Origin of the sequence: Nibrella saemangeumensis (genome assembly GCF_039541915.1) — a bacterium.
Lineage (GTDB): Bacteria > Bacteroidota > Bacteroidia > Cytophagales > Spirosomataceae > Nibrella > Nibrella saemangeumensis.
Genome location: NZ_BAABHD010000005.1, coordinates 526,063 through 551,279, shown reverse-complemented (window position 1 = coordinate 551,279; position 25,217 = coordinate 526,063). Strand labels below are relative to the sequence as shown.

Genomic DNA, 25,217 nt, shown 5'->3' with positions numbered 1-25,217 from the left:
GCAAATACCCGTTATGTTATTTTCCGGCTCCATTAAACGCTACCTTTCCGACAATCCATCCCTAAAACAGGTTGTCCACCGGCTGCTGATTCCCCGGCATGAAGCCCGTCCGCGCCGTTGGGTAAGCTGGTTTGTCAACCCGTTTATTCATCGCCGGCACCGGACTTCCACCATTCGGTCGAGCTGCCGGCTCGACGTATTGCCCTTTAACCCCTTCGCCCTGGGTGCTTATAGCGTTATCGAAGACTTCACGGTCGTCAATAACGGCGTTGGGGCGGTAACGATTGGCGATAACTGCACCGTTGGTATTGGCTCAGTCGTGATTGGCCCGGTTACCATCGGCTCCGACGTGATCATCGCCCAGCACGTTGTTCTGTCGGGCCTGAACCACTCCTACGAAGACATCCAAACGCCCATTCACCGGCAGCCGGTTACTACCCGGCCTATTGTCATCGAAGACGAATGCTGGCTCGGGGCGAATGCCGTTATTACAGCCGGAGTGACCATTGGTCGGCATTCAGTGGTGGCCGGCGGCAGTGTGGTTACCCGCGATGTGCCCCCATACTCGGTGGTGGGGGGCAACCCTGCCCGTGTGCTCAAGCAGTACGACGAAGCCACCAAACAGTGGATGAAGCCCGGTGCTACACCGGCTGCTCCTGTGCCCACGCGGCTGGAAGCTGCCGAATAACCGCTTCAAATTCCCTGGCCCGCTCCTCCCACGAATTAGCGCGGGCCATGTCGACCCGCTGCTGCACCCGCTGCGTACTGGTGTCGGCCAGCGCCCTTTGCAGTGCCTGCGCGAATCGTTCCGGCGTATCGGCCAGTTCTACGACCCCTTCGAAGTCATCCAGTAGCGAGAACGGGGTAGAGACTACAGGTAGCCCGGCCGCCAAGTATTCATTTATCTTCAACGGATATATCGTATACGTATGTTCGTTACACACGTACGGAATCATGGCGGCATTCAATTTCGCCAGTAGGGGCGGCAACTCAGCCGGGCGATGGGGCGGAGTAAACTGCACGTTCAGATACCCCGACAGCCGCTCCCGCACCTGTGCTTCAACGACCTCGCCGATGAACTGAAAATCAGTTTCCGGCATCGTTCGCACGCAGAACTCAACCAGGTCAATATTGATCCGGCTGTCTGACATACCTAAATAACCAACAACCGGACGTCCGGCTGGCTGCAGCGGAATCAGCTGCTGTGCCTGGTTGAATAAGGCAAAATTTACCCCGTTTTTGACGCAGAACGCATTCGGCTGCAGTGCCGATTTTGCCCGGCGTAATGTTTCCGAGGTGGTGACGACCGCATCGACCTTACGCAGATACTGTTGCTCATAGCGCGATCCATGCCGGTTCATCCAGGCTTCGGCGGTAATTTCGTCGAAGCAGTAGTAGAGCGTTGCGCATTCATTGAGCTGGCCGATCATGGGCAGGCCCAGCACCGGATGAAATGCGTTGACCACGAGGGGCCGCTGCATATTCAGCCGGCGCATAACCTGCCGGATGCCGCTGACCAGCCGATTAATGTTCCACTGAATAAACCAATCGTGTGCATCGGCCGACATCCAGTTGATCGGCAGGATAGCCGGCGGTACCCAGATGTATGCTTCTCCGCCGTTGTCCAGCGTTTTGCGGGTGAGCGGATCGCGCAGATTGACCATCTCCCGAAGTGGGACGTTCGGCTGCCGGCCCAGCACGCCCATCACACCGTCTTTGAGCGTATACGGATAGTCGACGTATAATACTCGATGACGGGTAGACAACTCGGTCATGAGTTGCACAATAGCCTTCTGAAAGTTTCCCTGCCAGGGGGTCTGGCTAATGCATATGATACTGTCAAACTGCTTCATAGTGCGGACGGCGCGTTACGGCAACTTCATTGGTTCCTTCTTTCTGACGAGGCTTTTCCCATCGGTCGCAGGTAGTAAACAGCATGGTATAGGTAAACAACAGCGAACAGGTAGGCAATTGGCCCATGGTGTGCCCGGAATATCCCATGAGGGCGATACCCGCAAACACCGCGATGAACGAACTCATGGTCTTAATCAGCCATGGGTCTTTCAGCCGCCAGATCTTATAGGTGCCTATCAGGCCAATCAGTAAAATCATCAGGATGTAAAAGGAGACACCTACAACACCGGTTTCAATCCAGAGTTCTACATACCAGCTGTCGGGCGGAATCTGGGCGGCAAAGTGATCCGGCGAGTATCGCGTACCGGCATCCCCCGAGGTGCCGATTCCAGCCCCGAAAGGAAGATCTTTGAGGTAGTTGGCCAGCTTCTTCTGGTTTTCGAGCCGGAGCAGGAATGACGGGTCCTCCATCGGCTTCAGCGCCGTCCGGATGCGGTAGATTTCGTAGTTGGCGTTGCCGACGTAGGTAAACATCAGCAGAAACAGCAGCGGGGCGGCTATGCAAATTCCGACGGCTATTTTTATGAAGTCGCGTCGCATGATCAGGTAAACCGGAAAGCCCGCCAGCAGCACAAAGAGCGCCCCGCGTGTACCCGACAGGGCAAACCCCCAGAAGAACACCAGCGCCAGAAACAGAAAAAACAGCTTTCGCCAGAGCTTCTTCTGCTCGATAACCTGAATGAGACACACCAGCGTAACACTTGTCATTTCGGCTCCGAACAGGGCGGCATCGGAGTAAAACGAAAAACAACGCAAACGGCCAAACAGCAGGTGCGTATGGTAGCCGACGCTATAGAGCCATGCGCTCTCCGTCTCGGTTAAGCCCAGATACTGCTGCTTATACGCCCACATGGCCGCAAAAAAGGACCAGGTCAGCCAGGTACCCAGCAGGATTTTGATGTCGAGCCGGGTGATGGGTAGCACCAGTATCGCAAAGGCTACGAACAGCCAGTAAAGCGAAAAGGCCCGTACGTGTACGTACCAGGCTACCCGGTTAGGTGCTTCGGGGTTGAATAGTTCCAGAAAATTATAGCCGAACCAGAGCAGGAGCACGTAAAACACCGGATGGCGCAGGCGGCTCCAGTTCATCCGTTTTCCATTCAGCAGGATACCCACAACCGTCAGTATCAGAATGCCATCGAGTGAAGTGCCTACCGGCGCATCAATGGTGAAGAAACGGGTAAGGCAGGGTACCAGAAAGCTTAGTTGAACGAACAGGTAAAGCCCAATTTTCGGCTCCAGCAGCACGCCTATTAGAAGTAAAGCAGCCACCGGAACCAGCACCACCAATACAGAACCCACCACCCCACGGGTAGCAATGAGGTATCCAGCCACCAGGGCAGCCAGGGTGCCTACCAGGTAATACAACCAGGGTCGCTTCTGCTGATAAAAAGATTCCGGTAATAAGCTTATATGATCAAACATGCTTTAAACCAGGGCCAAACAGACGTTCAGAAACCCTTTTATAATCCATTCGTTTACTGCGCCCGCTGGGCTTTTTCCCAAACACCCGAGATGTTCCCCTGGCAATAGCGGGCAAATCCCAGGAGCACACACCAGTTCATAAACACAAAGTAGAAAGGCACAAACGCAACTTTCCAGCGGGTTTGCCGGCTTTCCAGGATGTAGCCGGTATAGGCCATCAGGTAAAAACTGGTCTGCAACAGGAGGATCGCCCACCAGAAGGAAACGGTGGCCGGATCAGTCCCAAACGTGTACTGCTGAATGAGGATGACTACGTTCAGCAGCAGCAGCAGAGGCAGGCAGAACGGTGTAACCGCCCAGCGCAACACCCGGTGCGACACGTACTGAAAGCTCAGCCAGCCATACTTGAAAAAGTTGAGCAGGTATGCCAGCCGATATATTGACTGGAACCCACCGGTAGCAATCCGGACCTTGCGCTTCATTTCTTCCCGGACTGAGTGCGACGGCCGCTCCAGCGCGTAGGCATTAGGTTCATACTCAACCCGGTACCCCCGGCCCGCTATTCGCAGCGAAATCATGAAATCGTCGAGCAGGGTATCCGACTCCACGGGTTCGTACAGGTCGGTGCGGATGGCGAACAATTCGCCGGCTGCGCCGACAATAGTGTGCAGTTCAGCATCCAGCCGTTTCAGGAAGGACTCGTAGCGCCAGTACAGCCCTTCGCCACTGCCGGCTGCCGATTCGCTGGCGTGAGTACTGATCCTCTTTTCGCCAGTTACGGCCCCAACGTTTTCGACCTCAAACCGCTTCATCAGCCGGCTTACCGCCTGGGTATTGAGTTGCGTATTGGCGTCGGTGAAGATGGTGATGGGCGTTTTTACCTGCTTCATCACATTGTTCATGGCCTCAATCTTACCCAGCCGGCGGCTGCCGGATATAATGGTCAGGTTGGGAATCGTGGCTTGCATCCGCTCCAGGTATTCGGCAGATCCATCGGTTGAGCCTTCAATCACGAATAGCAGATGCAGATGCTCGGCCGGATAGTCCTGGTCGAGGCAGTTCTGTAGTTTGGCCGGTAAGTACGCGAGTTCGTTGTATGCTGGTACGACTACGGTCACATCTAACGGGGTACCCGGCTGTATTACCGGACGCTGAGGCACCATATTAAGCCGACGGCGGGTTTTGACCAGTATCCAGGCTACCAGCCCATATCCCAAATAGGTATAGAAAACCAGCAGGGTCAGAAAGAAGAAGAGAAAACAGGTGAACGCGTATAAACTATTCATGGTGTTGTACGGTGTCAGTTAACAGGCTAAACCGCCGATACACTCGACGAGGTCAGATTCCACCAAACACCTTTAGCAAATGCTTTGGCGTGGGCAAACCGTCCGGTCGACAGGTAGGTTAGCATATGTTTGGGCAGGACGCACCCGGTAAAAAACAGATAAAAGACCGTGCGCTGCAGAGCCGAACAATGCCGGCGCATGTACAGGATACGGTTACGGGTCAGGTAGTAGGTCTTCAGCGGATTTTGCCGCCCCACCGAGACAGACTCTTTATGCAGAATCAGCGCCGAGGCCTGGTAGTAGATCAGATAACCGGCATTCTTAATCCGTTGCGACCAGTCCAGCTCCTCGTAATACAGGAAGAAGCGTTCGGCAAACCGTCCCACTTGCTCCACCACCGACCGGCGCACCATCATGGCGCAACCGTGGGCAAAGTGCGTCAGGGACGGCTGGTCGAAGCGTCCGTTATCCGGTTGCCGTTCCCCAACGGGTGTTGCGGTGCCGGTATACATATTCATGGGGCTGTAGCCGGCGTACTGCACCAGATCCGGCTGATCGAAGAACCGGATCTTGGGACAGGTAACACCGATTTTCGGATCTTCTGCAAATGGCTGAAGCAGGTCTTCCAGCAGGGTTGGCGTCAGTTCCGTATCGTTGTTGACGATAAAGAAATAGTCGCCGTTAGCCTCCTGCATACCGAGGTTGTTTCCGCCGGTGAACCCCAGGTTGCGTTCGCTCCGGATAATGCGGAGATTAGGATAGTCCGGCTCACTGATTACGGTCGTCAGCACCTGCTGAGACGCATTATCGACGACCAGAATCTCATAGTTTGGATACGTCAGATGCCGGGCCGATTCCAGAAACTGCCGCGTTGTCTCGGCCTGATTGTAATTGATCGTAATGATCGACACGAGGGGAACTGTCGCCTTTACACGTTCTCTTTCTGCCATAAGCTAAAAAAGGTCTTGTAAATGATCGACATATCGGTCCAGAAGGAGAACGTCTCGGCGTACCGGATGTCCAGCCTGATCCGCTCTTCCTCCGACATCGGGCCCTGGCCTTTAGCCCGTTTGGTTACCTGCCACAGCCCGGTGAGGCCGGCTGGTCCCGAAAACCGCTTAACGTATTCATCGGTCGTCAGCTTTTCCGCTTCATACAGCGGCAGGGGGCGGTTACCCACCAGCGACATATCGCCGACGAGAATATTGTAAAGCTGCGGTAGTTCGTCAATACTGCTATTGCGCAGAAACCGGCCGAGCCGCGTTACCCGCGGGTCGTTGTTGAACTTCAGGAATGTAGCAGACTCCTTCTGCCGGTGCAGGTACTCGTACTCACAGACCATGCGGTCCTGGTCGAAGAGTATCCGCTGGCAGGTGGTGCCAACCAACCGGCAACTGTCGCACAAATGCTGAATCCGTCCGCTGCCTGTTTGTCTAGTCTCAGGGTTTCTCTTGCCGTTGCTGTAAATATTCTGATCGGCCAGGCTCCTGATCAGCTTATCGGCTTTGGGTTGCATGGTACGAAACTTAAACATGTTGAACACATGAAAGTTGGTACCTACCCGCCGGGAACTGTACAGGACGGGGCCCCTTGAGTCCAGCCGGATTAGCAGCGCCACCAGCAGCAGGACCGGTGACAGGAGCAGCAGCGCTACCAGCGAAACGGTAATATCGATCAGACGCTTCCACCAGGGGAGCTTAAACAGAACAGAGCCCGATAAGAAGTGGTGGTTGGCCAGGAAAGGTGGTAACTGCAACGACAAAAAATACATGATTTTTTCCCTGATGGCTTCGTCGTTGTCGTTGACCAGCAACACATCGGTAGCCCCCGAGCGGATAGCGTTCTGTAATAAACCGGAGCTCAGATAATTACTGGTAATTAGAAAAGGCGTATGCGAAAACGCTGCCTGGTTGCGGATGTTGGCAATCAGGTCAAATGCACCGTTTTTTTCGCCGGCAATGATCATGTCTACCTTATGCCCTTCACGCAGCCATTGGGTGGCCTCGTGTGCCTGCCGGAAATGAACCACTGAACAGGCTGAATTGACCAGTCTGGCTATCTGAAAAAATACCCCATCGTCGTCTTCCACCACTAGAATATAGGGTGTAGGATCACGATCTACGGTATTCATAGGTTGATACAGGGTAAAGTTATCCATACGGAGACGTTACAAAACCAATAGCGCTGTTTCTGTTACCAGGCGGTTACTGCCTGAACGCAGAAAACACCTGGTAGCTTAAGGTTATGCTCCTACCGTAGTAGAGTAGCCACGAAGGATAGACGACAAACGGGAGCGGAGTACGTTAAGTTTTCCAAACTCCTTATCAAAATGCTCAGGTACAGTTGGAGTTTCAGCCTGGAATACCTGCGTTTTGGTCCGCCGTAACATGGCGTGCAGTTTGGCTTTTACTTCGAGTGGGTTGAAGGGCTTGGTGATGCAGCCGTCGGCTCCCTCTTCCAGGCAGGTAATGCGGGTATCGCTCTCGGTAGAACCGGACAGAATCAGGATGGGGATATGGCGTAGCAGCATACTGGTTCGGATCAGTTTGACCAGCTTCAGGCCGCTAAAATGGGTCAATTCTAATTCGCTGATGATGAAATCAAACTGGTTGCCTCCCACCAGAAGGCGCACCGCTTCATTTCCGGTTGCAGCTACAGTTATGTTAAAATCTGTTTTGAGAGTCTGCTCCAGAACGCTGGCCAGGTGCAAATTCTCTTCAACTAAAAGTAAATTAAATTTCGATTTCATAACGAGGTTGAGTTGGAAAATATTAAGCCATGAGAAACGCTGCACGGCGTATACGTACGGAGTGCCGGTCTCCAGAGGAGATCGTATAACGGAGCAGCATTGATGAACGTAACAGCATTGTAGAAAGCTTTGTTTGGCGAAACTTGTTAAATGCTATTTTCTCTATTCAGCATACAACGACTAACTTAAGTCGGTTATCAGTACCGGCTATTGGTTTCTGGCGGCCGGCACACGATCTGTTCTGCCTGATAGAGAACTGTAACGTTAATAATATACGTAGCTCATAGGGTATTGCTGGTCGGGTGGTTAACCACCTGGCCGGCAATAGGACCACTATGCCTGCAAAACATATGTAAAGGGTCCAATACTACCACAAACAAAAGTTTTATACAATATCAAATTAATAAACTGAGGTAGCGGTTTTAAATCCGGACCTCCTGCTCAGCGTTTCTAAATGTCTGGGTATTAGCTCTCCTAGCGTAGTAGCAGAATATGGCCCTGCTGGGTTACTTTACGCAATGGACATTCGGCTGCGGCCCTTGAACGGCCCTGTAGGTTTTTAAAATCAGTTATTTCGTAATTAACCTCCCACGTATAATCTCCCGGCGGACAAGGCCGGTCCAGGTAATTACCGTCCCATTTCTGATCCATGGTCGCGGTTGCAAAAACTACGCTTCCCCACCGGTTGTAAATCTTCAGGTCGACGGGTACGCTTTGGCTGACATAGATATCAAATGTATCGTTTACCCGGTCATCATTGGGCGTAAAGACCGTGGGCACGTACATATCGAGGTACGTGGTTAAGACGCAGGCACAGGTGGTAACAGTCAGGGCTGTGGAGACGGCCCGGCACTGCGAATTCCGGATGTTCTCGGCTTCGGCACTGACCAGACGGTAATACTTTTTCTGGGGAATAGTAGTGTTGACGGTATATACGGGCGTATTGGCTCCGGCAATATCGGTCCAGGCCTTGCCGTCTTTGCTTTCCTGCCACTGGAAAGAAGGATTGGAGTAGCCGGATCCGAGCGAAGAGTTGATCACCAGTTCACTATTGCTGCACAGCACCGTATCGGCAGCCGACCCTACACCAAAGCTGGCCTGAAGCAGGGGGCCGCAGGGTCTGAACTGAATGTCATCCAGCGCCAGGTCGTTGCCGCAGCCACCGATTTCATTGTTGACCAGTCGCAGCACCACACTCGATGTACCGGAGGGCAAGGTAAACAGCGCGGCAAACCGCTTCCAGGCCGCTGATCCGGTGCGTTCGATAGTGCCGGTATCGATCGCTTTGATGAGGGTGCCATCTGTCGTCTCAATGCGCATGGTGATATTTGGATCGACCTGCCTTAATACACAGGGGACCGACGGGGTCCGGAGGCTCATCAGGTTGACAATCCAGACCGAGAACTCAAAGGTGGTTCCTCCGCAAAGCCCCGTGACCTGCTGCTTATAAAATTCGCCGGCTCCGTGTGAGGCATTTACGACAAGCATATTGCCGTCTTTGTCGCCAGGAGTGTGGTCTTCGGTAAGCCGGTGCCAGGTTCCGTAAAAACAAGCCGGGTTTACCGCACTGGCCAGTGTGTATTCACCATCGTTGGCGCAGTTGGTAGAGACATATTTATACGTGGTTTGCTCGGCCGTTAGCGCCCCAAGCCGACCGGCACCAAAGGTTTGATTAACAATGGGGTCGCCGAGGGAGCCATTGCAGGATTGCGCATGGCTGTCAATCGGGTACCCCAGGAGTATACAGCATACGAAAACAAAAGTCTTCCATAAAACTTTACCGTCATTCATAGTATGGATGCGTTGAGAAGTTGAGTAGGCCTGACGTCAGACGAGCCGTGCCTTCCTACTGGAAACTATTGGCTGTACGTACTGGATACATATACACTTGGGCGGCCATTTGTTTAAACCAGAAGTCTTCACCGGGGCAAGATAGTAAAAGTCCTAATTGACAAACAGGCGTATAGGCCGAACCGGGGCCATAATCTGTTGCAATCTTATCTACTGGTCGGCCCGGTTTTCTCACTAGGCGTCTGACCCGGCATCGAAGAAGTTGCTAAGGCTGCTTTACTATTTTTTGTACTATCTTTTCCGACCCCTGGGTAATCTCCAGTAAATAAACCCCGGCCGGCAGCGTCGACATATCAAGAGTGCCCGACAGAACAGGAGATGTTTTTGGAAAACTCGCCTGTCGGTGCAGCCGGCCCAGACTGGAGTCGTAGATATGAACCTTAACGGGCTCGCGGCTGGCATTATTCAGCACCAGCGACAACGCGTGCGTAACTGGATTTGGAAAGACCTGGAGCGATTTGAGCGTCAGGTCGGCCTTGTCTTCCGGTACGGGTACCACAAAAACGGGGGTTTCGGTGACTGTAATCTTTAGTTTTCCCTGTTGCGTACGAACCTCCTGCTCTTCCAGGGCGTCGCTGCCTGCTTTGGGCCTGTAGATCCGGGCACGGCCGGCGTTTCCCAGATTCAGCAGGTATGGCTCGGTATGGCCTTTTTCCTCCGGGACCACCAGCATGTACATCGACTGGCCGCTGTGTTCGTACCGATCTACAAGAGGTGTATTCCAGATTGTCTGCTGATACCGATACTCCCCAAATTGTCGGTCGACCTGGTACAGGTAATCGGCAGCAGGCCGCCGACGCAGCGTCGCTTCGTCGGCCAATCCCGATGTGGCGTATTGTCCACCTGATTGATTGTCGTCATAAAGCTGGTAGAAGAAAAGCTTATCGATGCCGGAGCGGGCATATAGCAGGGCCGTGCGCAGAATCCAGTCGGCATGGGATACCAGTGCCGGTTTGCCGCCGATGGGAATGGCCTTGAGCGGGCTGCTCTGGTGAACATCATAGCCGGCTTCGGTAATCCACACCGGCATACCCTTAAGTTGTTCGTGGGCCAGTTGCACATACCCTCTGGCATCGGCGGCTGCCCGTGATACTTCCGGAGCCGAGCCGCGTTTTGCCTGCTCGTTGAAGATGTAATAATGGTAGTTAACCACATCCCAGCAGACATTCACGCTGCCGTCAGGTCGGTAACCCCGGTGCTCTTTGCACCAGTCGATCATCCCCCGCACATAATCCTTACTGGTGCAGATACCCGCGATGACCACCTGCACCGAAGGGTCGGCGTTTTTGACGCCTACACCCGGTCCCATGGTATTTTGGTGGCCATCATAAAAAGCCGACAGGTTAGCGGCATATTCGCGGGCCGTCTGATAGGCCCGGCGGCCTTCCCACCACTTATCCCGCTCATTATCGCACTCAATGTACCTGACTACGCCCATGCCCACTTTAACTTCATTGTTGTTACCCAGCGTCAGCAGGCTGGGGTTTACGTTGGGATTGCTGCCGTAGCGGGCGATATACTGGAAGCCCACTTTAGCCTGCTCGATGTAAGAGCGGGGATCGGCAAAGTCTTTGCCGTAGCGCACTGGCACATTATCAGCATCGCGCTGGTCGGGGGGGTAAGTATTCATCAGCCATTGTGGTATCGTTTTCAGACAGGCCAGCACGGTGACGCCTTCCGCTTTGCAGCGCTCGTAGATGGCATCGTAATGCCAGCCACCGCTCTGGGTCGGACTAAAGGCGTACCGGCCTTCAATGGTTTCAATGCGGTCCCAATCCATGTAATGCCGGATACCCGTAAAATTTCTCACTACCTGCACTTTGGCTTCGTTGAGTTGCCAGGGTGTATCCCCATTCTGGAAATTCCACTCGTAGACGTTCACGCCGAACATATCCCCCAGCTTCACCGGTTTAACCGGAGCGGGTGTAGGCTGGTTAGCGGGTGCCTTATACGTACCGTATAGTTCGATTTCGGTCGGGTACGTGTCCCACAGGTTCAGCACCAGGTAACGGGCACCACTGATGGGTGTTTTCAGGTCAATGGTATTCGGTTGTTCGGGGTTAGAACCAACCCAGCCGTAGGCGCTCCCTGTGAACGAAGCGACGGGGATACGCTGCCATTGCGCATCGATGATCGACAGCGTCAGAGGCTTTTTAGGATCACTGCTCCCTTCGCCCGATACATTGTTGCTGAAAAATTTAACGGCGGTGAGGGTAATCTCCTCACCATCCTGAAGCGGATAATAGGCCTCGTAATTTTCCAGTATGCGGGTTCCTCTAATTTCAAGGCCCGAATCAGTGCGCCCATCGAAGAAAGCCTCCAGACTGTTGGTATTGGTGTTAAGCTGATACCAGCGTCTGAAATCAACCGGGATCTTGTTCGTCGCCGTCTGCGTTGCGGTGGGGGAATACCACCCTGCTATGTTGGTATATGCCACAAAGGAAGCTGCCAGGAGCAGCAGACCCGGCACGACTTTCCCTAGAGCGAGGTATAGATTAGCCATAGCATCTCGTTTGCATTCGGCAGAATCAGGTGACCGCAAAATAGAATTGGACGCAATTCGCTGGCAAGTTCGGCCAGATTGCTTCGATCATCAATATCTTTGATAAGTTATCCCGGCAACCGGCCATAATCTTATTAACCAACACCCTTCCCAAAAGGAAGAGGTAGTTTATGGCCCGGAATGCCTTCAATTGACCTTGCTCGCTAATGATCAATAGTTTACTGGCCTATTTCATTCTGCTGCCCATCGGCAGCTATCTGCTGTTCAATGTTCTTTACCTGCTTAGTCTGGCAGTGGCCGGTCGCCTGAAAACCAGAACCGATATTCCGGCTGGTCGGCAGCCGGTCCGTTTCCGGCGCATCGCCGTGCTGATTCCGGCCTATAAGGAAGATACCGTTATTATTGACTCCGTTCAGGCTAATCTCCGGCAGCAGTATCCGTCGGACGCTTATGACATCTACGTTATTGCTGATTCCTTCAAACCGGAAACGCTGGAAACGCTGAGGCACTACCCGGTACAGGTGCTGGAGGTGCAGTTTGAACAATCTACCGTTCAGAAATCACTGACGCAGGCGCTGAATCTGCTACCTGAAAACCGGTATGAGGTGGTGGTGGTATCAGATGCCGACAATCACATGGCTCCCGACTTTTTGCAGCAGGTAAATCTGGCGTTCGATAGCGGCTGGCGGGCGGTGCAGGGGCATCGGGTAGCCAAGAATACCAATACTGGGGTTGCCGTGTTCGATGCCATGAATGAGGAGGTGAATAATCATTTGTTTCGGGCGGGGCAGCGGGCGCTGGGGTTATCGGCTTCGCTGATTGGCTCCGGTATGGCGTTTGAACCCGAAAGGATGAAGCGGGCCATGACCCGGTTGCGGACGGTTGGGGGCTATGACAAAGAACTGGAAATGCTGCTCATGCTGGAAGGAATCAAAATTGCTTATCTGCCTAAGGCTTATATATACGATGAGAAGGTGCAGAACCTGGAGGTTTTTGAGCGGCAGCGCACCCGCTGGATTGCGGCCCAGATTCAGTTCCTGAAGTTCTATTACCCGACCGGTATCCGGCAACTGCTGCAAGGTCGCTGGGATGCCGCCAATGGTTTCATTAAAGCGCTGATACTACCCCGGACACTGCTGCTGGCTACGCTATGCTTTGGGGTGCTGGTAGGGCTGGTCACCGGATTTCAGGCTGTTCTGCTTGGTATGGGTAGTCTGTTAGGAATTCTGGCCGTAACGCTGCTGATCTCCATACCGGGCTATCTGTGGGAAAAACTCTCCTTCCGCGATGTGTTTACGTTTCCCCGGCTGGTTTTCCGCATGATCTGTTCGCTGCTGAAATTCAAAACGGCCGAAAAGAAATTTATTCATACCCCACACGGAGAGACGGTTATCAGTAAAAATGGGTAAATTGTTGGCGGGTTGCTGGTACCAATTCTCCAGAAAAATCGTTTAGAGTCTATACAGCATAGGACGGTTATGAAAAAGAAAGCTATAGGGTTACTGGTTGTCGCATTACTGGTGCAATTGGAGGCACCAGTACAAGCGGCAGCATCGGCTGCCGCAGCGTCGATCGCTACTGAAAAGAAAGTCGAGCAGGCTTCTGGCATATTTAAAAAGAAACGTAAAGGCTACCGGGCCAAAAAAGGCGGCTTATTTGGTACCGGTCTGTTCCGGAAGAAAAGCCCCTGCGGCTGCCCGAATCATTAAATATTGTTTCTAGTTCCAAGTTTCAGGTATCATGTCAACTCATGAAGGCTAACATGGAACCTGAAACTTGGAACTTTAGATCTGAAACAGACCTTATCTCGACGCTGTCTGCGCGCCGATCAGGTATTTATCCAGGAAGTCTTTGATGGCTTTATTCGCGGTAATCTCGTTGTCCTTGTTGACGAAACCGTGGCCTTCGTTCGGGAAGACGATATACTCCACCGGAACCCCATTTTTCTTTACGCCCGCTACAATCTCGTCTGATTCTACTTTAAGTACCCGTGGGTCATTGGCTCCCTGAATCACCAGCAACGGCTTTTTGATTTTGTGGGTGAAAAACAGCGGTGATTTATTGTACAAGGCAGTTGAGTCAGTGGCCGGATTCCCAAGTTCCTTAAACATAGCTTCTCGTTGCGGTCCCCACCAGGCCGGCATACTATTGAGGGTACGCAGCCAGTTGGCCACGCCAAAAATATCAACGCCTACGGCAAATTCATCCGGCGTAAACGCCAGACCCGCCAGCGTCATGTAACCGCCGTAGCTCCCGCCCATGATGCCGATCTTAGCGGGATCGACATAACCCGTTGCCGTCAGGAACTTCTTGGATTCTACGCAGTCGCGCAGGTCTGCATCGCCGTGCTTCCGGTCGTCGGCGGCATAAAACGTCTTGCCGTATCCTGAGCTGCCCCGGTTGTTGACGGCCAGAATGACGTAGCCATGATTGACCAAATACTGGACCAAAGGTGAATAATTCAGCCGGGTTTGTCCACCGGGGCCACCGTGAATAAGCAACATAGCCGCCCTTTTTTCGCCCGTAGAAATATCCTTTGGCTTATACAACAGGGCAGGGATCTCCAGGCCGTCAAACGATTTGTACCGAATCACTTCACCCGATACGAGGTCCTCCTGGTTAATTTCCGGATTCAGCGTTTTAATCAACGATGTCATCTTCCCGGTCTTAAAGTCGTAGGAATACAGCGCGGTGGGCTCTTTGGAACTGTTTACGTAAAACAGCATTCGGGTTTCGCTATCGGCAATGTTTACGCCCGTAAGATCACCGCCGGGGAGAGCCGGTAATTTTACCGAACCACCCGTTTGCGTGTCTATTAGTTTTAAATCGGTGCGGGCATCTTTGTTAATGTAGACTACGCGGTATTTACCGGACCGGGATAATCCGACTCCGTTTATATCCCAGTCGGCCTTGTCTACTATATCAGCCTTGCCCGTTGCCAGGTCGTATGCCTTGGTGTAACTGAATTCGCTGCCTTCGTCGGTTGATATAAGCAGTTTCCGGCTGTCCTTGGTAAACTCACCTGGATGGTTGGCAATTTCGCCCTGGTGCTCTGTGAGTAGTTTCGTTTGCTTTGTTTTCGTGTCGTAGAGGTAAACGTCGCTGTTCGTGGTGGTGCTGGGCTTCGCCAACGCGATGTACCGGCGGTCGGGCGAGACATCACCGGGGAAAAACCCGCCGGGGTTCTCAAAAATCATATTGGGTGTAAGAGTTGCAAGCGGCATTTCATAAACATCAAAAGCCGCTTTGTTTCGTTCGTTGCTGTTATAAAAGAAGCTCTTTTTATCGTGGCTCAGACCGGCAAACTGATACTTGGCTTTTGCGTTAGGAGTCAGGTCTTTGGTCGTCCCGTCGGTGTTGCGGATAAAGATGTGGGTTAATTCGTTACCGCCCTGGTCGCTGGAATACAGGATCCGGCCATCCGGCAGGTAGCCGAGCGAGAAAATGGCATTGTCTTTTGAGAAGGTAAGCTGTTTAGGAGTGCCGCCCGAAAATGGCAATTCGTATAGGTTAAACACGCCACTTTGGTTGCTATGAAAAACCACCGTTTGCTCATTAGGCGAGAAATCGGCTCCACCAATCCGAATGGTTTTCATGAACTGTTCAATGGTGTACTTTTTGGGAGGATTCTGAGGTGGGTTTCCGTGTGTGTACAGTACGGTGCAGGCTAGCAGTATGAATAGTAATAACCTGAGAACAAATGAGATAGCTTTCATGGTTTTTAGGATTTGTGAGGAAAGAAAGGTACGGTTTTTTGCAGAGGAAAAGCAAAATCAGTTTGTAAACGGTGCCTTTGTATACTGGTATTCAATATTTAAATTGTACTATGTAGAGAGTAGATGGCTTTAACTATAATTTAACACAGCTATAACTTGTAAAAATCTGTGTTTCAGCGTAAAATTTCGTACCTTTGCACCCTGATTGTCTGATTTAGACTTTAGTGAGTCAACCTTATTTCAAAAAATCCTGTTAATCAGATAGTATCAGAATAATCAAGGTTAAGACTATATGCAATCAATCCGCAACATAGCCATTATTGCGCACGTTGACCACGGCAAAACTACGCTGGTCGATAAAATTATCCATGCCTCAAAAATCTTTCGGGAAAATCAGGAATTTGGTGACCTGATTCTCGACAATAACGATTTGGAGCGGGAGCGGGGTATTACCATTGTTTCGAAAAACGTGTCCGTCCGTTACAAGGATGTGAAAATTAATATCATCGATACACCGGGCCACTCCGATTTCGGCGGTGAGGTAGAACGTGTATTGAAAATGGCCGATGGCGTATTGCTGCTCGTCGATGCCTTTGAAGGCCCCATGCCGCAGACCCGCTTTGTACTGAGCAAGGCCCTGCAATTGGGCCTGAAGCCGGTGTTGGTGGTAAACAAGGTAGACAAAGAAAACTGCCGTCCCGACGAGGTACATGAGCAGGTCTTTGATCTGATGTTCAACCTCGGCGCTACCGAAGACCAGCTTGACTTCGTAACCGTATTTGGTTCCTCGAAGCAGGGCTGGATGGGTCCTGACTGGAAAAATCCAACCGATAACATCACGTTCCTGCTCGACACGATTGTCGATCATATTCCACCTGCGCCGGTTAATGAAGGTGAGCCGCAGATGCAGATTACCTCGCTTGACTTTTCGTCCTTCGTCGGCCGGATTGCCATTGGTCGGGTGCATCGCGGTACCCTGCGCGAAGGGGGTAATATGGCACTGGTAAAAAGCGACGGTTCCATCAAAAAAGTCCGTATTAAAGAACTGCAGGTATTCGAAGGCCTCGGTAAAGTTAAAGTGGCTGAGGTAAACTCGGGCGACATTTGTGCCGTAACCGGTCTGGAAGATTTTGAAATTGGCGACACGCTGACCGATATAGACAATCCGGAAGCGCTGACCCGTATTTCGGTGGATGAGCCGACGATGAACATGTTGTTTACCATTAACAACTCACCGTTCTTCGGCAAGGAAGGTAAATTCGTTACCTCGCGTCACCTGCGCGACCGGTTGTACAAAGAAATTGAAAAGAACCTGGCCCTGCGCGTCGAGAATACCGATAGCGAAGACCGCTTCCTGGTCTATGGCCGGGGTATTCTGCACTTGTCTATTCTGATCGAGACCATGCGTCGCGAAGGCTACGAACTACAGGTTGGTCAGCCGCAGGTGTTGTTCAAAGAGGATGAAGATGGCCAGAAGCTGGAGCCGATTGAAACGCTGGTGGTAGACGTACCAGAAGAAACAGCCGGTAAGGTAATTGAACTGGCTACGCAGAAGAAAGGCGAACTGCTGATTATGGAGCCGAAGGGAGACCTGCAGCACCTGGAGTTTGAGATTCCGTCGCGGGGTCTGATTGGCTTGCGTTCCAACGTACTGACGGCTACCTTCGGGGAGGCCATCATGAGCCACCGGTTCAAAAAGTACGATTACTACCGCGGTACGATTGCCGAGCGTATCAATGGATCCCTGATTTCAATGGGTAACGGACCGACCACGGCCTACGCCATCGATAAACTACAGGACCGTGGTGTATTCTTTGTCGATCCGGGCGAAGAGGTGTACACCGGTCAGGTGATTGGTGAGCACAGCCGGCAAAATGATATTGTCGTGAATGTTCAGACCGCCAAGAAACTGACCAATATGCGGGCATCCGGTTCTGACGATAACGTCCGGATTGCGCCGAAGATCAGTTTCTCACTGGAAGAAGCTATGGAGTACATTCAGAAAGACGAATACCTGGAGGTTACGCCGAAATCAATTCGGATGCGGAAGATTTACCTCGATGAGAACGAGCGTAAGCGGATGCAGAACAAGTTTGAAATGGCGTAAATGTGCCATGAACAGATATAGAAAAGTCCCGGCGCAAACCGGGACTTTTTCGTTTTCAGGTTGTATGGTGTGGAAATTAAAAACTAACGCCTACCCGGAACGCAATCCGATTATAAACGCGGTGTTCCTCCCGGCGGATGTCGTTAAAACCAATAGGCTTCTGCACATCAGCCTCCTGCCGCTTATAGCTCAATGACATTATAAAAGCTGTGTTACCCGGCCGGCCCATTTTGAGGCCAATGCCCGGACTAATCATCAAGCCGCCTTTGGTTTCGTAGCCGGTAGAGCCCTTATGCAGCCAGGCAAACCCGTAGCCCGCATCGGCACTGGTAAATACCCGCACGTTTTTGCGGGGATGCCGGGCGAGGTCGTAGCGAATACCGGCGCTGACGGGCATCAGGAGCGCGGCCGTGTACCAGTCGATGCCAACGGTGCTGCCCACCGCTAGTTGATGGGTTAACTGAACGCCGTTGAAGGTCTGCGCCGTAAAGTTGAGCCGATTTGCAACTACCTCAGCCGTACTGGGACCAAACGCAACCCGGCCAAATAATCCGCCTATTTCGGTATAATTAACGAAGGGCCGCTTGATTACCGGCTTCTGTGCCCATGCACTACTTCCCAGCAGCAATAGCATCAGCGAAAAATAGATCTGCTTTTTCATAAGCCTAGCCAATAGAAGGACGCCGTACCGGAATCTTGCTCAATAAGCGCAAGCTACGCGGATTGCTGTAGTCGAACTGGTAAAAACCCTCTTTGCCAATCAGCAGCAGCGATTTACTCAGTGGAATTACATCGTAAGCGTCCAGATCCTTGATGTACTGCAGTAGGTTCTTGTCGATGTTCAGCGGATCGCTGACGTTGAAACTCTTCAGCCCATACGCCCCTTCGCAGATAAACAGATTCGGAAAGTCGACGCCCAGCCCGTGCGGGTTCTTCATGGGGTAGCTCTTAATCAGACGCGGGTTCATCAGATTCGACACGTCAACTACATCGAGCTGGTTCGTAAAACCGGCGCACGTATTCCCGGAGCGCAGCGTCACGTAGGCGGTATTCTCATGAACCACCACCGGATCACACACGCGGGCGTGCTGGAACACCGACAGGCGCTCGGGCTTCTCCGGATTGCTGTTGTCATAGATATGCATACCGGTATTGGAGCCGATAAACAGCTTGTCCTTGTAGGGAAAGATGGTTTCAATACCCCAGCCCATGTTGATCTTCCGGCCGATCTTCGGCTCAGCCGGATTCTTGATATCGAACAACTGCATGTCTGACTGGCTGACGGTATACAGGTAGTTGTCGTACAAGGCGAAGCGGGCCATTGACCCGGCCGTACCGTTGGTTGCCTGACCGGGGTTAGCGGATGGTGACGCACTCTGGAAGTTGGCGCGTGTGTCCATCATGGCCAAACCCCACCAGGGGTTCACGTTGCCACCCTCTTCGCAGTTGGTTTTAACCCGCTCCGTGACGTAGTCAACCTTCTGGTCATTGATGAGATTCTGAGCGGCATTGTAATACCACCAGCCCCCTTCAAACTGTCCACTCGGGAAGACACCCTCTACCCGGTTGACGGGCTTGATATTCTTCGGGTCACTAATGTCGAACGCCACCAGATCCAGATAGCTGTCGGCGTACAGAATGTTGTTGCGGATAGCAATGTCGCCGTTGCCCGGTATGCGGATAAACGACACCATTTTAGGGTCCGACGGATTGCTGTTGTCAATGACATGAATACCCTCTTTAATCTCGTTGATGTAGAGGTACTGATCTTTCGTATAAATCTTGCCGGGATTGACCAGTGTTCGGGGAGCCTCGGCAATGACGCCCTGACGAACCTGCGCTAAGGTAAACGAGATAGGTGTATACCGGCGGAAGGTGCGGGTTTCCTCGCAATTATCGGTGCAGCCGGTTGTTAGCCACAGCAGCGGGAGCAGGGCAAAAAAGTAAAGCTGTCGTTTCATGGGTCTGGATTGTGTGTTTGCTTTAAAGACCCCGATGCTGGCGAAACCGTTGGAACAATCCACAAAAAAATTGCCCGGCAGCAGGGCCACCGGGCAATTGGTCTTACACAAAAAGTCAGCAATTACCACCTTACTTTGGTTGACTGGTTTATTGGTTAATTCGTTGACAGGTATGAGGACAACTGTGTATCAAAAAACTGCCGACAACCAGTAAACCAGTTAACCAATGAACCACTCAACTATTTAACTTTCTCATATTCGTAAATACCGCCGTCGGCAATGGTGGCTTCGGCAGGTCCACGTTCGTACAGGAACAAACGGCCGTCTTTGATCTCGTAAGGCTGAGCCTCCTGCGTAGCCGGGAACAGAATAGCGTTCTTGTATGCCGTTTGGGTCGGATTATTTCCGCTGTAAACCAGTCGGGTCTCTATCTCTTTGTCATTACGGAAGCGTTTGTAGGTGCCATCGGCGTAAAACTCCAGCGTTTCGGTATAGCCGGCTTTCTCTGGGGTAGACGTAGTCTGCGTAAACCCGTAAGTCACTTTTACCCACTTCCAGCGTCCTATCAGTTGCGGGTCACTGGCCTGGCGCTCATAAACGAGTCGCTCGGATCCTGCGTAAAGTGTCAGCCGGTTACCCGATAATTGATACCGGTTAACTGCTTTTAGTTTATTGAAATAGCTTTGCTCAAACTGCATGGCCTCGGCGGAGCCGCCCCGCTTGGTTGCTCCAATTGTCTCCAGGGCAACAGCATCGCTGCCGCTCACCGTCAGCGAAGAGAAATAGTAGTTTACAGAAGACAGACCATTGATCCGGTAGCGATTGTTGCCGCCCTGGCTGGAGTCAGGTGTGATGTCCATGGTAACGGTATAGCTGGAAGCAGGTTCGATTAACCGCCAATGGCCTATCAATTGATTCACTCCTGACGTTTTAAATTCACTCTCCGGCTCAACAACGGGGTCGCAGGCGGTAAAGGTCATGGCCAATAGGGCCAGCATTGTCATCATTACGGTTTTCATTGTTGTTATTCTTTACATGTGTGGATTGGAAATTTTGCCCATAAAAAGCACTGTGCCGGATGTCTTCTCGTGGATAATTACCACAAATGGCCGGTTGCAGATCGCACTCGGTGGAAGGCTCTCAACCATCCCAACCGTTGTAACAGCGGCAGCCTCGGTACCTTTCTCGTCAACAGCTACAAAGGTGTTCTGCTTCACAAAGTCTATAAACAGCCCTCCGTTGCGGTTCATTTTCGTGAAGGTAGCCGCACCGGTGAAGGCTGTTGGCATACCCATACTCTTAAGTATATCGTTGAGCTTACTCTCGTATTCCAGGGTAAATTTTGGCAGACCTATAGCTATCGGTCCCGCGGTCATATCCTTTTGTAACTGACTCCATTCGCTGGCTGAGACGGATTTTAAGACAGCATCAGCGGTGATGTTCTCCTGCGGCAGCAAAACAGTCATGGCAAACTGCCCATTGCCGTATGGCAATTCAAATGCTGTATAAGCAGGGTGGAATGTCCGCCGGAATTCTGCAGTCGTCCGCATCATTTTCACCATTTTCTGGCCACTCTCCGGCAGGAGGAACGGCATATCTACCGTTTTGCCGGGGTCAAACGGAATCTTCCAGTCCCCTTTAAAATACAGCGCATTCATCAGAAACATGACGCTGTTTGGCGGAACCTGGTCCAGAACCTTTTTAATACGGCCATTAGTCTGCTGGTCGGCCCAGCCGTTGATCCGGTCCTTAGCTGTAGCGCTGCCGAAATCGAGTCCGGCTATTTCGGCTTTAAAGGTCTCGCGCAGCACATCCTGGAACGTCTGCTCGACCGAATACCCCTGTCGATACCAGACTGAGTTGGCCAGCCCCAGCGTGACCCTGGAGTCTGCTTTGGGCAGGTTTTCCAACAGGTAGGTATAGGTCTGGTTGGCTTCGGCCAGTGTTTGGGCATCCAGTTTCAGGGTCTTTTGAATCTCCTGGGCGGTTGCTCCGTCGGCACCATTCAGGACCATACCTAACGCCATGTGCAGGCTCAACGGAGATATAAAGACATTTTTCGCCGGACCTTCCGCTTCATTAACGCGTTTAAAAACCTCAAAAGCGAAGTCAGTGGTTTGGCCGGCGAACGTAGCTGGTACCTGCATAACCCGGTTAGGAACAGGCTCGGTCATCAGGTTCCGTTGACAGCTTAAACCGACCAAGGCCGCAATGCCCAGAAATAGGCCGATAAGAATGCCGGTTCGTGAAAAGGTCGAAGCCTTCATAAGGTTATTTTACCCCCAACCCTTTGGACGGGTTGGGGGAAGGCAGTATTACAAATTCGTCTGCGGATTCACAATCTTACCCATAAACAGCACTGTGTTGGACGTCTTCTCATGAATGACGAACACAAACGGACGGTCACAGATGTACGAGGGTGGCATGGAGGTCACCGAGATACCTCCGGTGGTGACGGCGGCAGCTTCGGTGCCCTTTTCGTCGACAGCCACAAACGTGTTCTGCTTTACAAAACTTAGGTACAAATCGCCGTTGCGGTTAATTTTGGTGAAATCAGCTGCGTCGGTGAAGGCGGTAGGCATTCCTAATGCCGTCAGGGTATTCTTTAGCTGAATTTCGTAGCTCAACGTAAATTTGGGCAGACCAATGTCGATTTTGCCTTCAGCCATGTCTTTCTGCAACTGCGTCCACTCTCCGGCGTTGATGCTGTTCAGCACGGCGTCGGCGGAGGTGTTCTGGCTGGGCAGAAGTACCGTCATCGCAAACTGGCCGTTACCATACGGCAGTTCAAACGCGGCATAAGTCGGTTTGAACGCCCGACGAAGTTCCGTGTTCAGGCGCATCATCTTCACGGTCTTCTCCTGACCTGATGGCAGCCGGAACGGCATATCGACTGTATTCTTCTGGTCGAACTGGGTCTTCCAATCCCCTTTGAAGTACAGCGCGTTCATCAGGAACATCACATGATCCCGGCGGATTTCGTCGATCACCTTCGGGATGCGGCCGTTGGTCTGCTGGCTGGCCCAGTTGTTGATGCGGTCTTTGGCAGCATCGTTATCGAAGTCCAGTCCGGTAACTTCGGCCTTAAAGCTTTCCTTCAGCACATCCTGAAACGATTTCTCTACCTGGAAACCGTTGCGGTACCAGACCGAGTTGGCCAGCCCCAACGTGACCCTGGAGTCTGCTTTGGGCAGGTTTTCCAGTAGGTAGGTATAGGTCTGGTTGGCTTCGGCCAGTGTTTGGGCATCCAGTTTCAGGGTCTTTTGAATCTCCTGGGCCGTCTGTCCATTGGCACCGTTCATAATCATGCCCAGCGCCATGTGCAGGCTAAGCGGTGATACAAATACGTTTTTGTCTGCGCCTTCTTCCTGATTCACCCGCTTAAAGAAGCCGAAAGCAAAATCAGTGGTCTGACTGGCAAATGGAGCCGACACCCGCAGCGTCTTGCCAGGCTCGGGTTGCGGATTATTATTCGCCGAATCCTTACAGCTCACAGCCATACTGAGCATGGCGGCTGCGGTGAGAACACCGGTTGTTGAGATTAACTGCTTATTCATGGTATGGAAAGACATTGGTTAAATTTAAAAATGATAATTCACGCCAAAACTCATCCCCATTGTTTGCGGCCGGGTTTGCAACTCAATTGAGGGCTGCGTACCCGACTGGAGCGCCCGCTGATAGACGCCCGCCATACTCGCCGACCAGCGCCGGGTAGGTCGGTAGCGGAGCCGCATACCAGCTACACCGGATAGGGTCACCGGCTTATAGAACCCATCATTGGCCTTGACCGACAGATTATCGCCCACGTCGTTTCGCACAAACCAGTTGGCCAGCATACCACCCAGCAGCGCGATTCCCAGTGGCTTGTTCGGCCGGAGTTGGTATCCCACCTGCACCGGCACCTGCACAAACCGATAATCGTTGCTGACGGATTGAAGCGTACCGGCATCGTACAGGTTCTGGTTCGACAAGTACGTGATGCCTCCCCGGTCGTTCTGCACATTAGCATTACCGGGAGCATTTTTTACAGCCTCGGCAAAGAAGTTGTTCGTAGATCGCATCATCGGGTTGCCGGATGCGGTGGCAACCGAAACCAGTACCGGGCTGGCTACCGTTGACCGACCTGCCAGATAGGCGACACCCGTTTCGACCGACCAGTGATCAGTGAGCTGCAAACCAGTGCCGGCCTGATAAGCCATTGACAAATCAGACCGACTCTGAACAGATGGTGTGGACTTGGTATTCTGGTTGGCAAGTCCCGGTGCCATGGCATAATTGGCCATGGGTACACTGGAACGGACCGATACAGCAGGATTGAAGGACGACGGCATCACACTCACTGACGCCCACATTTCCCGCTGATTCTTTTTTATTTCTGCTTCTGGTAAAGCATCAGCGTCCGGAGCCCGGAACCAGACCATCCGCTGCGTTTCGCGAAGCCCTGACTGTAAACCATGGCCTTGCATCTCCTGTACCGGATACCCCGAAAGTGGTCGCTCATTCGGCGGCATCTGGCTTGGTATTGGTAATGAAGCATTGCCCGGTACTAATGTATTAGTCGAAGGGATTAAGGCATTGCCAGGTACTGACATCGCAGCCGGACTGGCCGATAAAGCAATTTGCTCCGTTGCCATCAACTCGTCAGCGGTAGCGGGAATGGCGGTTTTGCTCTGCTGCCGGTTACGAATTCGCTCTTTGGCCAACGGGTCATACGTCCGGGCGTAGTGCGGGTGATTCCAGTCGTCGGGCGGTGAAACCTCCTGGCTGGATGAACCACGCTTGAGGTCTCCCGCCAACGACTGTTCGGCCCCCCCGGCCACTACAGATTCGGTCGTACTGGTTGTATTGTTTTCGGCAGCAGGTGTTTGCTGCTGAGCGGCTGCCTCCGGCCTACGTTCAGATTGCTGCCGGGCTACATCGGTGCCAGTCGGTGAGTCTGTGCGCATCAGCCACCAACCAACCAGCAGTAACGCCACGGCTGCGGCAACGCCCGACGCCCACGGCATATACTGCCGCCAGAGGGGCACGATGCCTGCGCGGTCATCGTCCTCGTCGAGCCGACGCTCGATGGCATCCCACACCCGCGGTGGGGGCGTTTCGGATGCCTCCTCGAAGGCTTTCCGCCAGCGGTCGTCTGGTGTATGTTGATTAGACGGATTCATCTCGTACTCGTTGTTCGTTTTGTAACTTTTGCTGCAACAGGAATCGGGCTCTGGAAAACTGGGATTTTGAGGTACCTTCTGAAATGTCGAGCATCTCAGCGATTTCCGGGTGGCTGTAGCCTTCGATGGCGTACAGGTTAAATACCGTCCGGCACCCCGGTGGTAGCTCCTGAATCAGTTGCAGTAAGTATTGGTAGTTCAGCGTGGGCAGACTGGTATCAGCCTGCGACAGCGTTGACGCTACCTCCTCCACATCGGTTGTGTGCTCCCAGGGCTTCTGCTTGCGGATATGCTTCAACGCAGTGTTGATCACAATCCGCTTCAGCCAGACCTCCAGCGGAGATTCGAACCGAAACGAGTCTATATGCCGGAAGATTTTGACGAATGCGTCCTGCAACACATCCTCGGCATCGTCGGCGTCTTTGGTATAGCGTTTACAGACGACAAAGAGCTTGCCGGCAAACCGCTCATAGAGCTGTCGCTGCATAGCACGGTTCTGCTTGCGGCACCCTTCGACTAATGCTCGTTCATCCAGCATATCAA

20 protein-coding genes are annotated in these 25,217 nt (G+C 52.4%); 4 read left to right on the top strand and 16 right to left on the bottom strand.

Annotated features, from left to right (window positions below):
• Positions 1-13: 13 nt before the first annotated feature.
• Complete coding sequence (locus tag ABD949_RS04295) at positions 14-688, top strand: acyltransferase (protein WP_345240928.1); 675 nt, start codon at positions 14-16, stop codon at positions 686-688.
• Here ABD949_RS04295 and ABD949_RS04290 read toward each other — a convergent pair.
• The 8 genes from ABD949_RS04290 to ABD949_RS04255 all read right to left on the bottom strand — a co-directional run bounded on the left by ABD949_RS04290 (position 642) and on the right by ABD949_RS04255 (position 11,728).
• Complete coding sequence (locus tag ABD949_RS04290; RefSeq protein WP_345240926.1) at positions 642-1,853, bottom strand: glycosyltransferase; 1,212 nt, start codon at positions 1,851-1,853, stop codon at positions 642-644. The genes ABD949_RS04295 and ABD949_RS04290 overlap by 47 nt on opposite strands.
• Entirely contained in the window at positions 1,840-3,339 is a 1,500-nt protein-coding gene (locus ABD949_RS04285; protein WP_345240924.1) for an O-antigen ligase family protein, read from the bottom strand. Before ABD949_RS04285 ends, ABD949_RS04290 begins: the two co-directional genes overlap by 14 nt.
• Positions 3,340-3,392: 53 nt before the next feature.
• The gene (locus ABD949_RS04280) at positions 3,393-4,625 is read right to left on the bottom strand and encodes a glycosyltransferase family 2 protein (protein ID WP_345240922.1); all 1,233 of its coding nucleotides are present in this window, start codon (positions 4,623-4,625) and stop codon (positions 3,393-3,395) included.
• Positions 4,626-4,651: 26 nt separating this feature from the next.
• Positions 4,652-5,575 (bottom strand): glycosyltransferase family 2 protein, encoded by a 924-nt coding sequence (locus ABD949_RS04275; protein WP_345240920.1) that lies wholly within the window; start codon positions 5,573-5,575, stop codon positions 4,652-4,654.
• The gene (locus tag ABD949_RS04270) at positions 5,554-6,756 is read right to left on the bottom strand and encodes a sugar transferase (RefSeq protein ID WP_345240918.1); all 1,203 of its coding nucleotides are present in this window, start codon (positions 6,754-6,756) and stop codon (positions 5,554-5,556) included. Before ABD949_RS04270 ends, ABD949_RS04275 begins: the two co-directional genes overlap by 22 nt.
• A 111-nt stretch (positions 6,757-6,867) precedes the next feature.
• Positions 6,868-7,374 (bottom strand): response regulator transcription factor, encoded by a 507-nt coding sequence (locus tag ABD949_RS04265; RefSeq protein WP_345240916.1) that lies wholly within the window; start codon positions 7,372-7,374, stop codon positions 6,868-6,870.
• A 474-nt stretch (positions 7,375-7,848) separates the two neighbouring features.
• Positions 7,849-9,165 (bottom strand): T9SS type B sorting domain-containing protein, encoded by a 1,317-nt coding sequence (locus ABD949_RS04260; protein ID WP_345240914.1) that lies wholly within the window; start codon positions 9,163-9,165, stop codon positions 7,849-7,851.
• A gap of 265 nt (positions 9,166-9,430) precedes the next feature.
• On the bottom strand, positions 9,431-11,728 hold the full coding sequence (locus ABD949_RS04255) for a T9SS type A sorting domain-containing protein (RefSeq protein ID WP_345240913.1): 2,298 nt from the start codon (positions 11,726-11,728) through the stop codon (positions 9,431-9,433).
• 206 nt (positions 11,729-11,934) lie between these two features.
• Between ABD949_RS04255 and ABD949_RS04250 the strand changes: the two genes are divergently transcribed.
• Both ABD949_RS04250 and ABD949_RS04245 read left to right on the top strand, forming a co-directional pair.
• Positions 11,935-13,137, top strand: coding sequence for a glycosyltransferase family 2 protein (locus ABD949_RS04250; RefSeq protein ID WP_345240911.1), 1,203 nt, complete (start codon positions 11,935-11,937; stop codon positions 13,135-13,137).
• A gap of 69 nt (positions 13,138-13,206) precedes the next feature.
• Positions 13,207-13,437 (top strand): hypothetical protein, encoded by a 231-nt coding sequence (locus tag ABD949_RS04245; RefSeq protein WP_345240909.1) that lies wholly within the window; start codon positions 13,207-13,209, stop codon positions 13,435-13,437.
• A gap of 93 nt (positions 13,438-13,530) precedes the next feature.
• Here the strand turns inward: ABD949_RS04245 and ABD949_RS04240 are convergent, their stop codons facing one another.
• Entirely contained in the window at positions 13,531-15,324 is a 1,794-nt protein-coding gene (locus ABD949_RS04240) for a S9 family peptidase (protein ID WP_345240907.1), read from the bottom strand.
• A gap of 412 nt (positions 15,325-15,736) precedes the next feature.
• Between ABD949_RS04240 and typA the strand changes: the two genes are divergently transcribed.
• A complete protein-coding gene (typA, locus tag ABD949_RS04235; protein ID WP_345240905.1) occupies positions 15,737-17,551 on the top strand; it encodes a translational GTPase TypA in 1,815 nt (604 codons plus the stop codon).
• 76 nt (positions 17,552-17,627) lie between these two features.
• Here the strand turns inward: typA and ABD949_RS04230 are convergent, their stop codons facing one another.
• From ABD949_RS04230 to ABD949_RS04200, 7 genes are all read right to left on the bottom strand, one after another.
• The gene (locus tag ABD949_RS04230; RefSeq protein ID WP_345240903.1) at positions 17,628-18,212 is read right to left on the bottom strand and encodes a hypothetical protein; all 585 of its coding nucleotides are present in this window, start codon (positions 18,210-18,212) and stop codon (positions 17,628-17,630) included.
• 4 nt (positions 18,213-18,216) lie between these two features.
• A complete protein-coding gene (locus ABD949_RS04225) occupies positions 18,217-19,512 on the bottom strand; it encodes an LVIVD repeat-containing protein (protein WP_345240901.1) in 1,296 nt (431 codons plus the stop codon).
• Between the two features lie 239 nt (positions 19,513-19,751).
• Positions 19,752-20,531 carry an META domain-containing protein gene (locus tag ABD949_RS04220; RefSeq protein WP_345240899.1) on the bottom strand — a complete coding sequence of 260 codons (780 nt, stop codon included), beginning with the start codon at positions 20,529-20,531 and terminating at the stop codon, positions 19,752-19,754.
• A gap of 12 nt (positions 20,532-20,543) precedes the next feature.
• A complete protein-coding gene (locus ABD949_RS04215) occupies positions 20,544-21,779 on the bottom strand; it encodes a serpin family protein (protein ID WP_345240897.1) in 1,236 nt (411 codons plus the stop codon).
• A gap of 48 nt (positions 21,780-21,827) precedes the next feature.
• On the bottom strand, positions 21,828-23,069 hold the full coding sequence (locus tag ABD949_RS04210; protein WP_345240895.1) for a serpin family protein: 1,242 nt from the start codon (positions 23,067-23,069) through the stop codon (positions 21,828-21,830).
• Between the two features lie 24 nt (positions 23,070-23,093).
• A complete protein-coding gene (locus ABD949_RS04205; protein ID WP_345240893.1) occupies positions 23,094-24,674 on the bottom strand; it encodes a hypothetical protein in 1,581 nt (526 codons plus the stop codon).
• A complete protein-coding gene (locus ABD949_RS04200; protein ID WP_345240891.1) occupies positions 24,661-25,212 on the bottom strand; it encodes an RNA polymerase sigma factor in 552 nt (183 codons plus the stop codon). Before ABD949_RS04200 ends, ABD949_RS04205 begins: the two co-directional genes overlap by 14 nt.
• Between the last annotated feature and the right edge of the window lie 5 nt (positions 25,213-25,217).

Coding starts and splice junctions, on each gene's coding strand:
- ABD949_RS04280 (WP_345240922.1), bottom strand. CDS start 4,625: ATGAATAGTTTATACGCGTTCACCTGTTTTCTCTTCTTCTTTCTGACC.
- ABD949_RS04265 (WP_345240916.1), bottom strand. CDS start 7,374: ATGAAATCGAAATTTAATTTACTTTTAGTTGAAGAGAATTTGCACCTG.
- ABD949_RS04295 (WP_345240928.1), top strand. CDS start 14: ATGTTATTTTCCGGCTCCATTAAACGCTACCTTTCCGACAATCCATCC.
- ABD949_RS04220 (WP_345240899.1), bottom strand. CDS start 20,531: ATGAAAACCGTAATGATGACAATGCTGGCCCTATTGGCCATGACCTTT.
- ABD949_RS04225 (WP_345240901.1), bottom strand. CDS start 19,512: ATGAAACGACAGCTTTACTTTTTTGCCCTGCTCCCGCTGCTGTGGCTA.
- ABD949_RS04285 (WP_345240924.1), bottom strand. CDS start 3,339: ATGTTTGATCATATAAGCTTATTACCGGAATCTTTTTATCAGCAGAAG.
- ABD949_RS04290 (WP_345240926.1), bottom strand. CDS start 1,853: ATGAAGCAGTTTGACAGTATCATATGCATTAGCCAGACCCCCTGGCAG.
- ABD949_RS04230 (WP_345240903.1), bottom strand. CDS start 18,212: ATGAAAAAGCAGATCTATTTTTCGCTGATGCTATTGCTGCTGGGAAGT.
- ABD949_RS04250 (WP_345240911.1), top strand. CDS start 11,935: ATGATCAATAGTTTACTGGCCTATTTCATTCTGCTGCCCATCGGCAGC.
- ABD949_RS04275 (WP_345240920.1), bottom strand. CDS start 5,575: ATGGCAGAAAGAGAACGTGTAAAGGCGACAGTTCCCCTCGTGTCGATC.
- ABD949_RS04240 (WP_345240907.1), bottom strand. CDS start 15,324: ATGAAAACCATTCGGATTGGTGGAGCCGATTTCTCGCCTAATGAGCAA.
- typA (WP_345240905.1), top strand. CDS start 15,737: ATGCAATCAATCCGCAACATAGCCATTATTGCGCACGTTGACCACGGC.
- ABD949_RS04255 (WP_345240913.1), bottom strand. CDS start 11,728: ATGGCTAATCTATACCTCGCTCTAGGGAAAGTCGTGCCGGGTCTGCTG.
- ABD949_RS04205 (WP_345240893.1), bottom strand. CDS start 24,674: ATGAATCCGTCTAATCAACATACACCAGACGACCGCTGGCGGAAAGCC.
- ABD949_RS04245 (WP_345240909.1), top strand. CDS start 13,207: ATGAAAAAGAAAGCTATAGGGTTACTGGTTGTCGCATTACTGGTGCAA.
- ABD949_RS04200 (WP_345240891.1), bottom strand. CDS start 25,212: ATGCTGGATGAACGAGCATTAGTCGAAGGGTGCCGCAAGCAGAACCGT.
- ABD949_RS04210 (WP_345240895.1), bottom strand. CDS start 23,069: ATGAATAAGCAGTTAATCTCAACAACCGGTGTTCTCACCGCAGCCGCC.
- ABD949_RS04215 (WP_345240897.1), bottom strand. CDS start 21,779: ATGAAGGCTTCGACCTTTTCACGAACCGGCATTCTTATCGGCCTATTT.
- ABD949_RS04260 (WP_345240914.1), bottom strand. CDS start 9,165: ATGAATGACGGTAAAGTTTTATGGAAGACTTTTGTTTTCGTATGCTGT.
- ABD949_RS04270 (WP_345240918.1), bottom strand. CDS start 6,756: ATGAATACCGTAGATCGTGATCCTACACCCTATATTCTAGTGGTGGAA.